This is a genomic window from Mesorhizobium salmacidum (SeqCode) (genome assembly GCF_037179605.1).
Taxonomy (GTDB): Bacteria; Pseudomonadota; Alphaproteobacteria; order Rhizobiales; family Rhizobiaceae; genus Mesorhizobium; species Mesorhizobium salmacidum.
In genome coordinates this window covers 1-14690 of sequence record NZ_JAPYKS010000010.1, presented here as the reverse complement: position 1 = coordinate 14690, position 14690 = coordinate 1, and the positions used below count along the sequence as shown (strand labels likewise).

The 14690-nt window shown below is 62.7% G+C and carries 15 protein-coding genes and 1 riboswitch; of the genes, 5 read left to right on the top strand and 10 right to left on the bottom strand.

Annotated elements, in window-relative coordinates; all coding sequences use genetic code 11:
- From O7A60_RS15000 to O7A60_RS14985, 4 genes are all read left to right on the top strand, one after another.
- Complete coding sequence (locus tag O7A60_RS15000) at positions 1 to 963, top strand: type II secretion system F family protein (protein WP_337106972.1); 963 nt, start codon at positions 1 to 3, stop codon at positions 961 to 963.
- An 88-nt stretch (positions 964 to 1051) separates the two neighbouring features.
- Entirely contained in the window at positions 1052 to 1882 is an 831-nt protein-coding gene (locus O7A60_RS14995; RefSeq protein WP_337106971.1) for a PA3715 family protein, read from the top strand.
- A 137-nt stretch (positions 1883 to 2019) separates the two neighbouring features.
- Positions 2020 to 2493, top strand: coding sequence for a tetratricopeptide repeat protein (locus O7A60_RS14990; protein ID WP_337106970.1), 474 nt, complete (start codon positions 2020 to 2022; stop codon positions 2491 to 2493).
- Between the two features lie 149 nt (positions 2494 to 2642).
- Positions 2643 to 3842, top strand: coding sequence for a GGDEF domain-containing protein (locus tag O7A60_RS14985; RefSeq protein ID WP_337106969.1), 1200 nt, complete (start codon positions 2643 to 2645; stop codon positions 3840 to 3842).
- Here the strand turns inward: O7A60_RS14985 and gcvP are convergent, their stop codons facing one another.
- From gcvP to gcvT, 3 genes are read right to left on the bottom strand one after another with little or no spacing between them, the layout of a single operon-like run.
- Positions 3843 to 6653, bottom strand: a complete 2811-nt coding sequence (gene gcvP, locus O7A60_RS14980; protein WP_337106968.1) for an aminomethyl-transferring glycine dehydrogenase — start codon at positions 6651 to 6653, stop codon at positions 3843 to 3845. It abuts the gene before it with no gap.
- Between the two features lie 18 nt (positions 6654 to 6671).
- A complete protein-coding gene (gene gcvH, locus O7A60_RS14975) occupies positions 6672 to 7040 on the bottom strand; it encodes a glycine cleavage system protein GcvH (protein WP_027145002.1) in 369 nt (122 codons plus the stop codon).
- A gap of 4 nt (positions 7041 to 7044) precedes the next feature.
- Entirely contained in the window at positions 7045 to 8142 is a 1098-nt protein-coding gene (gene gcvT / locus O7A60_RS14970; protein WP_337106967.1) for a glycine cleavage system aminomethyltransferase GcvT, read from the bottom strand.
- Between the two features lie 149 nt (positions 8143 to 8291).
- Positions 8292 to 8378, bottom strand: a riboswitch (glycine riboswitch).
- Between the two features lie 173 nt (positions 8379 to 8551).
- Between gcvT and O7A60_RS14965 the strand changes: the two genes are divergently transcribed.
- Complete coding sequence (locus O7A60_RS14965; RefSeq protein ID WP_337106966.1) at positions 8552 to 9553, top strand: hypothetical protein; 1002 nt, start codon at positions 8552 to 8554, stop codon at positions 9551 to 9553.
- Positions 9554 to 9584: 31 nt separating this feature from the next.
- Here O7A60_RS14965 and O7A60_RS14960 read toward each other — a convergent pair whose 3' ends face one another.
- The 7 genes from O7A60_RS14960 to O7A60_RS14930 all read right to left on the bottom strand — a co-directional run.
- Positions 9585 to 10010 (bottom strand): hypothetical protein, encoded by a 426-nt coding sequence (locus O7A60_RS14960; protein ID WP_337106965.1) that lies wholly within the window; start codon positions 10008 to 10010, stop codon positions 9585 to 9587.
- 532 nt (positions 10011 to 10542) lie between these two features.
- A complete protein-coding gene (locus O7A60_RS14955) occupies positions 10543 to 11334 on the bottom strand; it encodes a molybdopterin-binding protein (protein ID WP_337106964.1) in 792 nt (263 codons plus the stop codon).
- Between the two features lies 1 nt (position 11335).
- A complete protein-coding gene (locus O7A60_RS14950) occupies positions 11336 to 12217 on the bottom strand; it encodes a cytochrome b/b6 domain-containing protein (protein ID WP_337106963.1) in 882 nt (293 codons plus the stop codon).
- 86 nt (positions 12218 to 12303) lie between these two features.
- A complete protein-coding gene (locus tag O7A60_RS14945; RefSeq protein WP_027144996.1) occupies positions 12304 to 12996 on the bottom strand; it encodes a DUF1345 domain-containing protein in 693 nt (230 codons plus the stop codon).
- A gap of 30 nt (positions 12997 to 13026) precedes the next feature.
- Positions 13027 to 13494, bottom strand: coding sequence for a YaiI/YqxD family protein (locus O7A60_RS14940; RefSeq protein ID WP_337106962.1), 468 nt, complete (start codon positions 13492 to 13494; stop codon positions 13027 to 13029).
- 65 nt (positions 13495 to 13559) lie between these two features.
- On the bottom strand, positions 13560 to 14129 hold the full coding sequence (gfa, locus tag O7A60_RS14935; protein ID WP_337106961.1) for an S-(hydroxymethyl)glutathione synthase: 570 nt from the start codon (positions 14127 to 14129) through the stop codon (positions 13560 to 13562).
- A 66-nt stretch (positions 14130 to 14195) separates the two neighbouring features.
- Positions 14196 to 14690: zinc-binding dehydrogenase (locus O7A60_RS14930; RefSeq protein ID WP_337106960.1), on the bottom strand; the 495-nt coding region annotated here is incomplete at its 5' end.

Here is a 14690-nt window from a genome sequence, read left to right as displayed (position 1 = left end):
ATGCAAGGCGTCATCGAATTCCTCGCCTCCCTCGCGCCGACGTCGCTGATGCCGGTGGCCATGCTTTTGCTGGCCATGGGAGCCGTTGCGGTCGCCTGGCCGATGGTGGCGGCGAGGGGCGACCGCAACGAGGTCAAGCGCCGGCTCAAGGTCGACCACGGTCCGGTGGCGGCCAAGCCCGAACCGGCGCAGAAGAAGAACAGCGGCGTCGTGCGCGAAAAAGCGGTGAAGAGGGCGCAGGAATTCTACGCCAAGAGCGACCCGGAAAATGTCGCCCGCCTGCGTTTGAAGCTCATCCAGGCCGGCTACATGGAGCCGCGCGCCGTCGGCATGTTCTTCCTCATCCGGTTCACGGCAATGATCGGCACGACGTTCGCCGTCTTCGTGCTCAACCGGTGGATGGCCAGCCCGGACGCGACCATGACCAGCCGGTGGACCTTCATCATCCTGTCGGGCGCTGCCGGCTATTTCCTGCCGGGCCTGGTGCTGACCCAGAAGGTGCGGGAAAAGATGCGCGAATACCGCAACGGCTTCCCCGATTTCATGGATCTGATGATCGTCTGCTCCGATGCCGGCATGAGCATGGAAGCGGGCGTCGAGCGCGTTTCGAAAGAACTCGCCAAGACCTATCCTTCGCTCAGCCAGAACCTGCAGCTCGTATCGCTCGAGCTTCGGGCGGGGCGCAGCCTCGACGACGCGCTGAAGGCGCTCGCCGATCGCCTCAGCCTCGACGAGGTACGCTCCTTCGCCACGCTCCTGCAGCAGTCGAAGGAACTAGGCACCAGCCTGTCGGGCGCGCTCAGGGTGTTTTCCGATGAAATGCGCCACAAGCGCATGTCGCTGGCCGAGGAGAAGGCGCATGCCTTGCCGGCAAAGATGTCCGTGCCGGTCGTGGTCTGCATCCTGCCGGTGGTGCTGATGATCGCTGTCATTCCCATCATCGTCAAAATGACGGGTCACTAAAGGGCGCCGCGTCGACGGAATCAGGCATGCAAACATCCGTCGAAGTGATGCATCGGACCCGCAAAGTGCGCGAATAAACGAGAAGTCCGTGCGAATACTGTTGCCCACCCTCTTGCTGGGCCTCGCCGCGGCCAGCTTGCCGCCCGCCCAGGCCGCGGCCGGCGATTGCGGTGATGCTGCCGCCTTGGTGCAGCAGGCCTATCCCAAGGCCCGAAGGAGCGCCGACGGCGCCTCGTTCACACTTGAACCTCACACCAGCATCGCCCTGACGCCTCCGGACTACGACACGCCAAGGCTGGTCTGCAAGATCTGGCCCGCCCATGACCAACTGCTGTTGGTCGCGGTACCGCTGATCGACAGCGCCCTATCCGTCGACGGCATGCATATCGGCGATATCGAGCTTCTGGTCGTCGACAGGAAGAACCAGCAGGTGCGCCAGCGCCTGCTGCAGCCCGGGCTGATGAACGATGATGCCATCGCCATCCGCGGCATCGGATTCGATACAGGCCGCTATCAGCCGGCGCCCAAAATCACCGCCTTCGGCCTGCGCATCGACATGGCAACTCATTCGCAGGCCAATCCCTTCAGGGAAACCGACCTGCGACTCTATGCCCTCGACGGCGATGCGCTACGGATGGTGCTCGATGGCCTCGACGTGGCCGGCTTTGGCGGCGAAGGCGATACCAATTGCGCCGGATCCTTTCATTCTAGCCAGGTCAGCCTGGCGATGAGCCGGGCGGGCCATCAGGGCTATCACGATATCACCGTGACCGAGCGAATGGATACCGACGAACCCGCTCCCGACAAGAATGGCGAGTGCCAATCCCACCCCGGCAAGTCCGTGAAGCGGACTTACCGGCTGCGCTATGACGGCAACCGCTACCAGCTTCCGGCGACGCTCAAGGCCCTGGAGCAGTGAGAACGCCGCTGGCGATGGTTAATGGCTGGTGTGCCGGAAACCAAAACTTGGGGGCATTTCGGCACCGAAGCTTAATCGCTGTGCTGTAGTGTCTTTCCCTGAAGAACGACCCGGCAAATCGGGCGACGGGGCAGGGAATGCGTCAGATAAAATTTGCGGCGGTGGCCACGATGGCGGCCGTCCTGATGATCACCGGGTGCACGACGAACAATAACGTCGACACGACCAAGACCACCGCGATCCAGCCGGCAGCCAAGGATGTCGACACATCCGACCTGGCGGAAGGCAAGGCACAGTTTCGCGATGCCAATTATGGTCTTGCCGAAGCGCATTTCCGCAAGGCCGTCGAACTGAGGGCCGACAATGCCGAGGCCTGGATGGGGCTTGCCGCTTCCTATGACGAACTCGGCCGCTTCGACTTCGCCGACCGCGCCTATGGCCAGCTTGTGAAGGTCGCCGGCCGCAAACCGCAGATCGTCAACAACATGGGCTATTCGCAACTTTTGCGCGGCAACAAGAAGAAGGCCAGGGCGCTGCTGCTGGAGGCGAAGGCCGGCATGGCCGATCCCACCGTTGTCGACGCCAACCTCGCCTTGCTGAACAAGGGCTGATGCCGTTTTATCCTCGCGCCAGCCAGGGGTGCGGTTTCGGGACAGGTGGCATCGACGCTTTGTAAACCGTATCCGCAGGTTGGGTCGAGAGATCGCCTGAAAACCATGTCCGAGGGCTGCCGCTGACCTAGAATGCCGCGCAACCGCCGATGCTCGAGAGGCCCCCGCCCGATATGCTGGATTTCAGTTCGCTCCTGCTTGCAGCCGCGCTGTCGGGCGTCTGTCTCAGTGTTACTATGTTCGCGATCTGGGCCACTGCGCCGCGGGCCAGATTCGTGCTGACGGTCGCATGCGGCATTCTCGTGCTCGTCGCGCATGTGATTCTGTTCTGGCATTATACCAGGGAGCCCGATCCGCTGCTTTGCCAGGTCGCGCTGGCGCTGCTCAGCCTGGGTTTTCTGATCATCTGCATTTCGGCCATGCAATATCTCGGTATGCCGGACCACAGGCGTGCGATTGCTCCGACATTTGCCGCCATGGCTATCGGTGCGGCCGTGACCTTCATGGGCCTTGACGGTATCGGTTTCGTGATCACCTACGCGACGGTTACCGCGCTGCTCTCGACGATCGGAGCCATGTTCTGGATCAACGGCAGTCATGATCGCCGCATCCTGCTGGTGGTGTCGTTTCTGAGCGGCACCTGTGCGCTGTCGTTTGCCCTTTGCGGCGTGGTTCTGATGACCAAAGGGCAGTGGACGCTCGGCGTCGCGCCCGACAATTGGGCCGAACGCCTCAACTCGGTCGTGGCGGTGGCCTGTATGACCGGCCTCGGCGCATTGACGCTTTCGCTCCATCATTTGCAGGCGCAGATCGAGCTCAAGGCCGAGACCATGACCGACCCGTTGACCGGTCTGATGAACCGTCGCGGTCTGATGTCGCTTTATGGCGAGTGCACCTTCGGCCCGTTCATGGCGATCGTCATGTTTGACCTCGATCACTTCAAGCGGACGAACGACATCTATGGACACCCGGTCGGGGATCAGGTCCTGTGCCGCTTCGCCGCCGTCATCAGGAAATATGCCAGGACCGGGGTTGACGCCTTTCGCCTGGGCGGCGAGGAGTTCGCGATCGTCATGTCGAGGATGACGGAAGAGCGCGCCTATGATCTTGCCAGCAAGATCGGCGTCGCTTTCGGCACGGAAATCGTGCCCACCCCGCTCGGTCCCTTGCGCAGCACGGTCAGCGGCGGGATTGGATTCGGCGAGGCCGACGGCAGCACCCTCGACGAGGTGCTGGCCAGGGCCGACTCCATGCTCTATGCCGCCAAGCGTGCGGGGCGAAATTGCGTCATCAGCCGCAAAGGGATGGACAAGGCCGACCCGGTCAAACCGGCCTTGCGCTCCGCGTAGCTATTCGGCCGCACCCAGATAGTCCGACAGCGGCGGGCAGGAGCAGACCAGGTTGCGGTCTCCCGCGACATTGTCGATGCGCGATACCGGCGGCCAGTACTTTGCCGCTGTGTCGGCGTCGCCGGCGGGATAGGCCGCCTCGAGGCGCGAGTAAGGGTGGTTCCATTGACCGGCCAGCGCCTCAGCCGATGTATGCGGGGCGTTGACCAGCGGATTGTCGGCCAAAGGCCATTCGCCTTTGGCCACCTTCGCCGCCTCGCCGGCAATGGCGATCATGGCCTCGCAGAAGCGGTCCAACTCGCGCTTGGGCTCGGACTCGGTCGGTTCGACCATAAGCGTGCCGGCGACCGGAAACGACATGGTCGGCGCGTGGAAACCATAGTCGATCAGGCGCTTGGCGATGTCCTCGACGCTGATGCCGGCGCTCTCCTTGAGCACGCGGGTATCGAGAATGCATTCATGGGCGACACGATCGCTCCTGCCCTTGTAAAGCAGCGGGAAGTGCGGCGCGAGCCGCGTCGCCACGTAATTGGCGGACACGATCGCCGTCTCGGTCGCCTGCTTCAGGCCGGAAGCGCCCATCATGCGGATGTACATCCAGGTGATCGGCAGGATGGAAGCGCTGCCGAAGGGAGCGGCGGCCACGGCATGCGCCGAGCCTTCGGTGACATGGCCGGGCAGATAGGGTTTCAGATGCGCCCTGACGCCGATCGGACCGACGCCCGGTCCGCCGCCGCCATGCGGGATGCAGAAGGTCTTGTGCAGGTTCATGTGGCAAACGTCGGCGCCGATGTCGCCGGGACGGGCAAGTCCGACCAAGGCATTGAGGTTGGCGCCGTCGAAATAGACCTGGCCGCCATGCTCATGGATGAGCGCGCAGAGGTGGCGCGCGCCTTCCTCGTAGACGCCATGCGTGGATGGATAGGTGAACATCAGCGCCGCGAGATTCCTGGAATGCTCGTTGGCCTTGGCGCGCATATCGTCCATGTCGATGTTGCCGTCTTCCAGGCAGCGCACGACGACGACGCTCATGCCGGCCATCGCGGCACTCGCCGGATTGGTGCCATGCGCGGAGGAGGGGATCAGGCAGACGGTGCGATGACCCTCACCGCGCGAGCGGTGATAGGCGCGGATGGCGAGCAGCCCGGCATATTCGCCCTGGCTGCCAGCATTGGGCTGCAAGGTCACGGCGTCGAAGCCGGTGATCTCCGACAGCCAGCCCTCCAGTTCGCCGATCATGGCGCGATAGCCGGCCGAATGCGCTGATGGCGCGAAGGGATGCAAATTGGCGATTTCCGGCCAGCTCACCGGCATCATTTCCGCCGCGGCGTTGAGCTTCATGGTGCAGGAGCCCAGCGGGATCATGGCGCGGTCGAGCGCCAGGTCCTTGTCGGCCAGCCGGCGCAGGAAACGCATCATCTCGGTTTCCGACTTGTTCTCATGAAAGACCGGCTGGGTCAAAAACTCCTTGCCGCGCGGCTTGCCGGGCACCGTGCTGTCGGCGGAAGAAGCAGCCTTGGCGTCGAACAGAGCCGCGATCGCCTCGACATCGGCATCGGTCGACGTCTCGTCGAAACTGATGCCGACATGGTCGGCGTCGAGCACACGCAGCAGCCGGCCGGTCTTTTCGGCGGCCGCGGCGATCCGGGCGGCCTTGCCCTTGGCCTCCACCGTCACCGTATCGAAACGGCTGGAGCCGAGCACCGATACACCCGCGGCCTTGAGGCCGCTCGCCAGGCGGTTGGCCAGCGCATGGATGCGCCCGGCGATCGCCTGCAGGCCCGCCGGGCCATGCCAGATGGCGTATGCGGTCGCCATATTGGCAAGCAGCGCCTGCGCGGTGCAGATGTTGGAGGTCGCCTTGTCGCGGCGGATGTGCTGTTCGCGTGTCTGCAAGGCGAGGCGATAACCGGGACGGCCCTTGCTGTCGGTCGACTGACCGACCAGGCGGCCGGGCATCAGCCGTGTCAGCTTGTCGGAGACGGCGCAATAGGCGGCATGTGGGCCGCCAAAGCCCATCGGCACGCCGAAGCGCTGCATCGGGCCGACGGCAATGTCGGCGCCGAGTTTCGCCGGCGCGTCGGTCAGCGTCAGGCCAAGCGGGTCGGCGATGAAGACGATAATGGCGCCGGTGGCGCGCGCTTTTTCGATCGCCGCCTTGTGGTCGCCATAGACGCCAAAAGTGTCCGGCCAGGAGACGAGCAGGGCTGCGGTGTTGTCGTCGATCGTCTCGCCGTCGATCTCGATGCCGAGCGGCTCGGCGCGGGTGCGCACCACATCCAGCGTCTGCGGGTGCGGCGTGCCGGCGAGTGCCACCTTGGTGCGCTTGTCGCGGTGGTGGCGCAGCGCGATGCCGACCGCTTCGGCGACCGCTGTTGCCTCGTCGAGCAATGAAGCCGATGCCACCGGCAGGCCGGTCAGTTCCGTGACCAGCGTCTGGAAATTGAACAGCATTTCGAGCCGGCCCTGGCTGATCTCGGCCTGGTAGGGCGTGTAGGCGGTGTACCAGGCCGGATTCTCGAACAGATTGCGCTGGATGACCGGCGGCACGTGGACGCCGTGGTAACCGGCGCCGATAAAACTCTTCAGCACGGTATTCCTTGCCATGATCGTCGACAATTCGGCGAGCGCTTCGGCTTCGCTGGCCGGCGCCGGCAGGGCCAGCGGCTGGTCGAGGCGGATCGATCTCGGCACGGCCTGGCTGATCAGCGTCTCGACCGAGGGAACACCGAGGACGGCGAGCATGGCTCTGACGTCGGCAAGGCCGGGCCCGATGTGGCGGGCCGAGAAGGGGTAGGGTGCTGCGGTCATGTCAGTAAATTCCTGATGTCAGGCGATATGGGCTTTGTAGGCGGTCTCATCCATGAGGCTGGCGAGCTGGCTTTCGTCGGCGAGCTTCATCTTCCACAGCCAACCGGCGCCGGTTGCCGCCGAGTTGACCAGCGATGGATCGGACGACAGCGTGCCGTTGGCCTCGGTGATCTCGCCATCGACCGGCGCGTAGACGTCGGAGGCCGCCTTGACGGATTCGACCACGACGGCGGTGTCGCCCTTGGCGAGCTTCTTTCCCGTTTCCGGCAGTTCCACGAAGACGAGATCGCCGAGCTGCTCCTGCGCGTAGTCGGTGATGCCGACCGTGGCGATGCCGCCCTCGACGCTGAGCCATTCGTGATCGGCGGTGAAATAGATCTTTGCCATGGGTCTATCCTTTGCGGTAGCGATGAGGAGTGAAGGGCAGGGAACTGACATCGATCGGGATCTTCGTGCCGCGCACATCGGCGAAGACCCGCGTTCCGGGCTTGGCCAGTGGGGTGGCGACATAGCCCATGGCGACCGGATGGTCGGCCGAGGGGCCAAAACCGCCCGATGTGACATGGCCGACGGGGTTGCCGTCGGTGTCAAACAGAGAAGCGCCGGCACGCACCGGCTGGCGACCCTGCGGTTTCAGCCCGACGCGCTTTTGCGCCGGGCCTCGTTCCACGACGGCGCGCAAGGCATCGGCGCCGATGAAGGTGCCTGAGGCTCGGATCTCTTTTGGGATTGCCCACATAAGCGCCGCCGCGGCCGGGTCGGTTTCCGGCGTGATGTCTTGACCGTGCAGGCAGAGGCCTGCCTCCAGCCGCAGACTGTCGCGCGCGGCAAGGCCGATCCAGAGCACACGCTCGTCCTCGAGCAGCTTGGCGACGAGTTCTCTTGCATCGGCCTCCGGCAGGCCGATCTCGAAACCGTCTTCGCCGGTGTAGCCGGACCGGCTCATGAACCAGTTCTTTCGCGGCTCGATGCCGTGCATGAACAGCAGCGAGCCGGTTTCGAGGCCGGCGCGGGACAGTGCCGCCCAGGCTTCCGGACCCTGGATGGCCAGGAAGACGCGATCGAGAGGCTCGACCTTTATATCAAAATCGGCTGCCAGCGCGCGCAAATGCTTTTCGTCGGCGACGGCGTTGCCGGCGTTGGCGACCACCATGAACCTCGTATCGCCGAGCCGGGTGACGATCAGATCATCCAGAATGCCGCCCGCCTCATTGAGGAAGAAGGTCAGCTTGGATTGCGAAATTTCGAGCGCGCCGGCGTCTAGCGGGCAGGCGCGGTCGAGCAGCGCAACGGCGTCTGGCCCGCTGACCTCGAACAGCTTCATGTGCGAGATGTCGAACAGGCCCGCATGTTCGCGGGTGTGAAGATGCTCCTTCATGACGCCGGCCGGATAGGTCAGCGGCATCGACCAGCCGGCAAAGGCGCCGAAGCGCGCACCGGCCGCTGCATGGATATCTTCGAGGGGAAGGTGTCTATCGTCGCCCGTCATGTCGTCTCCAGAGTCGCACGCAATCGGTCGCGGATGGCGACCAGTCCGTGCCCCTCTGTCTGAAGCCTGAGAGACTCGCGCAGCCGGAACTCTGTCAGCGGCGCTTACACCTTCGGCGCGGGGGCAAGCCCCGACTTTCCAGAGTGTCTTTCCCGTCTACGGTTCTTTTGCCTGAGAGATTTCGGGCGATTTCCCCTTCGGCGGCAGCTCTCGCTGCTCTCTCCCGCAAACAGGTAGGACTCAAACCTTGAGCCCTCGACGCGCCATCCATAGCCCGTCGGCGACACCTTGTCACCTCCCAGCGACATTGTTCTGACAAGTCTTCGCTAACCACGCCGTTTGCCGGTTTTTCAAGACACTCCTGATATAGCAGGCCGATGTGACGCGTTGGGGCGGACGGGGACGACAGATGGGCGAATTGATCATGAGCGCTGCGGTGGCGGGGCTGACTTCGAAGAACCGCATCGCTTCAGAGGATGTCGTAATGCTGCGCCGCGACGTGTTCGCCGACGGGGTGGTGACCCGGGGCGAAGCCGACGCGTTGTTCGCGCTCGACCAGACGGCGCGAGACAAATGCGCTGAATGGGCACCGTTCTTCGTCGAGGCGGTCACCGACTACATCGTCCACCAGGAAAAGCCCTCGGGCTACATTTCGCAGGAGAATGCCGATTGGCTGGTCCGCACGATTTCGCGCGACGGCTTGGTCGACAGCCGGACCGAACTCGAATTGCTGGTCCATGTGCTGGAAGAGGCGAAATCCTCGCCGAGCCGGCTTTGCGTCTACGCGCTGGAGCAGGTCGCCCATGCCGTCGTCGACGGCAAGGGACCGCTGATGCTCGGCGGTGCGCTGGCGCCCGGATTGATCGCCAGGGCCGAAGTCGAGCTTCTGCGCCGTATCCTCCATGCCCATGGCGGCGACGGCAACATCGCCATCACCCGGGCCGAGGCCGAGGTGCTGTTCAGGATCAACGAGCGGACAGCCCAGGCCAACAACGATCCGTCCTGGAACGACCTGTTCGTCAAGGCGATCGCCAATTTCGTCATGTGCTCGGCCGGTTACGAGGCCCCGACCCGCGAGGTGGCGCTGCGCCAGGAAACCTTCCTCGAAAACGCCGATCCGGAAATCGGCGGCTTCTTCAGCCGCATGGTCTCCGGCGGCCTTGCCGGTATCATAGAGGCCTACCGGTCTCCTGACGACGTAGAGACCGAATGGGAAGCCAAGAATAGGGCAACCGAGGCGCTAGCCCGTCGGGCCGAGACGATCGATGCCGGTGAAGCCGGATGGCTAATCGAGCATATCGGGGCGGACCGGCCTTTGTACGAGAATGAGCGCGCATTGCTGACCCTGATCAAGCATGCCTCGCCGGAAATCCATCCGGCGCTGAAGCCGTTGCTCGACAAGGTAGCCTAAGAAGTTTGATCGCCTGGCATGAGTTGGCCGGTCAAAAGCCACGCCACCAAACAGCTAGAAAAACACCAAACGATAAAATGGCTACACTGCCGAATAGGCGCTCTGTTGGTATAGGTTTTTCGCCGCGCCAGACTTCCGGAGACAATATGGTTCCGATGAAGAACAAACAGAGTGCGCAGAATGGGCCGTGACCGGTTCCAAAAAACGCTTCCAATGGAGTTCCATAGAAGTCCCCCATTTTGTCATGGGCCAGGGATATGAATCCTTTCTCGATATTAGGCGATCGTGGTCTTCCAAAACTCTCGAAAATTACGCCGATAATCCCACTAAAGAAAAAACAAGAAATCGCGAGCGCAAAGAATATTGTGGACATAGCTCTCTGGGCATTCGTCCACCAAACGCGCGAAGACGGCTCGATGTCTTGCAGGCTGGCGGATCTTCGCTGAGGCTTTTGCACCTAATTTCCTTGGCTCGACAAGAGGGATTTTACCCCAACCTGTCAGACGACGGAAGCGCAGAAAACCGGGTGAAATCGAGATTATCGCCGACCTTGCTAGCGCACAGTTAGCTAGCAACGTGGCGAACTGCGACCTCGCAAGTGTTCCTTGAGGGGCGCGATGGCGGCGAAACCGGCGATCACTCGGATCACTCTACGATATGCTGCCGTCACGGTGATCGGTGAGATCCCGCAGCGCAATGCTGACCAGCCGGACCTGTTCCGATTGACGGCGCACGCCGGTTCGGCTGTATGCCGCCTTGAGATGATGCCGTGTTCATCGAGATGTTGGACCGGTCGGCATAGGCTTGCAATCCTCGTTGGCGGCCAATGGATTTACGCCGGCTACCGAGCGGGGCCGGGGGGCTTCATCTCGTTATTGAGCATCGGGTTTGCGAAAACCGCCAAACCGTTTTCCATCCGGTGCCCTGGCCAGGCGTAACTGATGGGCTCGTGGCCCCCACGGGCCGATCATCGTTTTGCCGTGCGCGGTTCAAATGCCGCCATACCAGTCGTAGCCATTGTCCTCCCAATAGCCGCCGCGGCCGCCGCCGACATTGGCGAAGCCGTCGACCAGTTCGATCTTGTAGAGATATTTCGGCATCTTGTAGCCGAGCTGGCGCTCGACGCGGACACGCAGCGGCGCGCCGTTCTCGACCGGCAGCGGCTTGCCGTTCACGCCATAGGCGAGGATCGTTTGCGGATGGCGGGCATCGATCAGGTCGATGGTGCCGTAGTATTTGACGTCGCCCGACAGGCTGCGGTCGATCGTGTCGAGGCAATGGAACATGACATAGCGCGCCTGCGGCTTGACCACCGCCTGGTCGAGCACCAGCGCCAGCGGCGTGCCGGTCCACTTGGCGATGCAACTCCAGCCTTCGACGCAGTCGTGACGGGTGATCTGGGTGCGGCTCGGCATGTTCATCAGTTGCTCGCGGGTAAGCGATAGCGGCTTTTCCACGAGGCCTGAAACCTCCAGACGCCAGTCGGAGAAGTTGTTGGCGAGCAGGTTCTTGTAGGTGTCGTCATCGGGCGCGGTCACGCCGTTCGGCCGTTGCGGCTGGCGGATATCTGCCTCGGTGAATTCCGGCGCCAGCGAATTGCCGCCGCCGAGCAACCGCTGTGCCCTGTGGGTCAGGCCGTTGGCATTTTCGAGGAAACCGCGCAGGCCGCTGCCGATGCTGAGCTGACTGTCGAAGGCGTCGCAGCCCGACAGCATGACGCCGGAAGCGCCGAGGCTGGCCGCGGTCAGGAATTTCCGGCGGCTGATCTCAAATTTCGCCATTTCAGGCACTCCTCTCGGGCGTTTTGTCGTCATGCACGGGAGGATCGGTGCGGTACCAGCCGGTGATGATCGAACGCAGTTCGTTGATAGGGCCGGCGGCCACGATCATCAGGATGTGAATGATGAAGAAGGCGACCAGCAGAACCATGACGGTGAAATGGATGGTGCGGGCGGTCTGCCGTCCGCCGAGCAAATCATTGAGGAACGGCAGCACCGAATTCATGCTCGGCGACATGGCGAGGCCGGTGATGATCATCAGCGGCAAGAGCACGAACAGCACGCCGCCATAGGCCATTTTCTGCAGCGTGTTGTATTCGCGCGTGTGGTGGAATTTCAGCCTGGCGTGATTGGCGATGTCCTGCGGCAACCGTTTGAGGTCATCCAGGCGCGGCGCCAGATCGCGGCGGATGTGGCCGTTGATCAGGCTGGCGACCAGCCAGACGATCAATGTCGTCGTCAGCATCCAGGCAAAGAAGAAATGGATGACGCGGGCGGTGCCGAGATCATAGTAGGAGGGGATCGTCGCCCAGGATGGGAAACCGCGCGCCGTCTCGTTACCTGCCGGACCCGACCAGCCGAGGACGCCTGTCGTGTCGAAACGGTGCCCGAAGATTTCGGTGTAACCGCGCGGCCCGGCATTGGTGTTTTCGGCGCCTATGGCGAAAACGGTGTTGTTGTAGCCGAAGCCGGATTGCTTGCCGATGTAGAGCTGAGGCCGGGCATTGAAAATCTGCAGGCCGGAAAGCAGCATGAAAAACAAGGAGATGGCCCAGAGCCAGTGTGTCAGCCGCGTCCAGCCCGACTGCCGGTAGATCAATGGTTTCTCTTTTGAAGCGGGGAGACCCGGTCCAATTTCGGATTGGCTTCTGGCAACCGATTCCATCTTGTCTGGTCTCCCGGCCTTGCGGCTTGTCCTACGTGTTCATTGTCCTCCTGATACGTCGCGATCCAAACCGATGTTTCATCCGATCACGGATTTATTATGGACGGACCGCCCAGGCTGACGGCGAGATTGACGGCCGCGGCGACGATGACCGTGTTGAAGAAGAACGACAGGATCGAGTGGACAAGCACGACACAACGCATATGCGTCGTCGAGATGTTGGTGTCGGCGGTCTGCGCCGTCATGCCGATGACGGTCGAGAAGTAGAGGAAATCCCAGCCCTCCGGGCGTCTGTCGCCCGGGAACAGCAGGCCACCGACCGGGATCTTCTTATTGGTGCCGGTATCGACCGCGTCGCCGTCCATCCAGTAGACATGGGCATAATGGAGCGCCGCCATGGCATGGATGGTGAACCAGCCGAGCGGGATCGACAGCAGTGCGAAGCCGAGTTCGATCGGGTGATCCCCATCCTTCCGATTGATCAGCAGGAACAGCGAGATAAGCGCAACGCCGACAACAATGAGCGTCACCGCGAAGATGACCAAAACCGGCTGGTCGGTGGCGCGTGCGTTCTTGCTCAGGTACTTGCCGGTGAACTTGGGCATCTGACTGACGACAAGAACGACGTAAGCGGCAAAAAATGCGTTGGCGCCGATCGAATAGGCGAGCGGGGCGTGCAGCAGCAACGCCACAAGCAGCGCAAACGCACCGATACAGGCCGACACCGCGAACAGCATATGGCGCTGCATCGGTTTCTCGATCGGGGTTTCGGCGGCCATGGCGGTCTCCACCTGAATGGCGCGTGGTTGCTACTCCGGTGTGACGGATTTCAGCGCCCGCCGCAAGATACGGTCGAGTTCGCCGAGAAACCGGGAGCGGTCCTGCGGCGCGAAACTGGCATTGTAGCCCTTGCTTTCGCCGGTCTCGCGCAGGTGCTGCTTGAGGTCGCGCATCGCCACTGCCATGCCGATCGTCTCGGGCGTGAACGGCCGCCCGGTCGGTCCCAGCACATGCGCGCCGAGCGCCACCGTGCGTGCGGCAAGCGGAATGTCCGCCGTCACCACGATGTCGTTGGGCCTGGCGTTCTCGACGATCCAGTCATCGGCGGCGTCGGCGCTCTTGGAGACCACGACATTGCGGATCATCGGGTCGCGCGATGGGCGCAGGCCGCCATTGGAGACGTAAGTGACGACGACGCCAAGGCGTTCAGCGACCTTTTCCACCTCGGCCTTGACCGGGCAAGCGTCGGCGTCGACGTAGATGGCGGGTGCGGGCATTGTCTCTCCAGAGACGAGCAGGGGCCGGAAATGTATCCGGCCCCTGCCTGAAAATCTTATAGTGATCAGGCCGGCAAGGCGCCGGACTTCTTGGCCGTCCAGGTGGCAATGTAATCCATCAGGCCAGGGTTGAGGCAATCGTAGGGCTCCAGGCCGATTGTCTTCAGCCTGCCGCGAATGCCGTCCATGCGGCTCGGGTCGACACCCGATTCGATGATCGACGAGACAAAGGCGGTGAAGCCCGGAGGCGACCAGCCGTCTTCCTCGAAGCGCTCGGGGTGAATGAAGGACAGGCCCTTGAACGGATGATCGCGCTCGACCGGTCCATGCATGTGGACGCCGCATTGGGTGCAGGCATGACGCTGGATCAGCGCTGAGGGGTCGACCACCTTCAGCTTGTCGCCGTTCTCGGTGACCGTGACATCGCCGGTACCGGCAACCGCTACCACCGAGAATATAGCGCCTTCGGGCTTCCAGCATTTGGTGCAGCCGCAGGCGTGGTTGTGGGCGATCTGGCCCTTGACCTTCACCTTGACCGGCTTGCTGGTGCAGGCGCAGACCAGCGTGCCGCCGGCAAAGCTCGCGCTTTCCTTGGGCAGGCCATTGTCGATTTTCGGATGCAGTTTCTCCGCCATTTTTCTCTCCTCCCATGTTTCACCACAGGGGTCGCTGGCCGGATGGCCGGCGGCATGTGGCCGTCTTCAGTAAACCACGACACTCCGGATCGACTTGCCCTCATGCATGAGGTCGAATCCCCTGTTGATGTCCTCGAGCTTCAGCGTGTGGGTGATCATCGGGTCGATCTGGATCTTGCCGTCCATGTACCAGTCAACGATCTTCGGCACGTCGGTGCGACCGCGTGCGCCGCCGAAGGCGGTGCCCATCCAGCTGCGTCCGGTGACCAACTGGAACGGCCTGGTCGAAATCTCCTGGCCAGCGCCGGCGACGCCGATGACGACCGACTTGCCCCAACCGCGATGCGAAGCTTCCAGTGCCTGACGCATCACCTTGGTGTTGCCGGTGCAGTCGAACGTGTAGTCAGCGCCGCCGATCTGGTCGGCGCCGCGCTTGGTCATGTTGACGAGGTGGGGGACGATATCGCCGTCGATCTCCTTCGGATTGACGAAATGCGTCATTCCGAATCGCTCGCCCCAGGCCTTCTTGTCGTTGTTCAAATCGACACCGATGATCATATC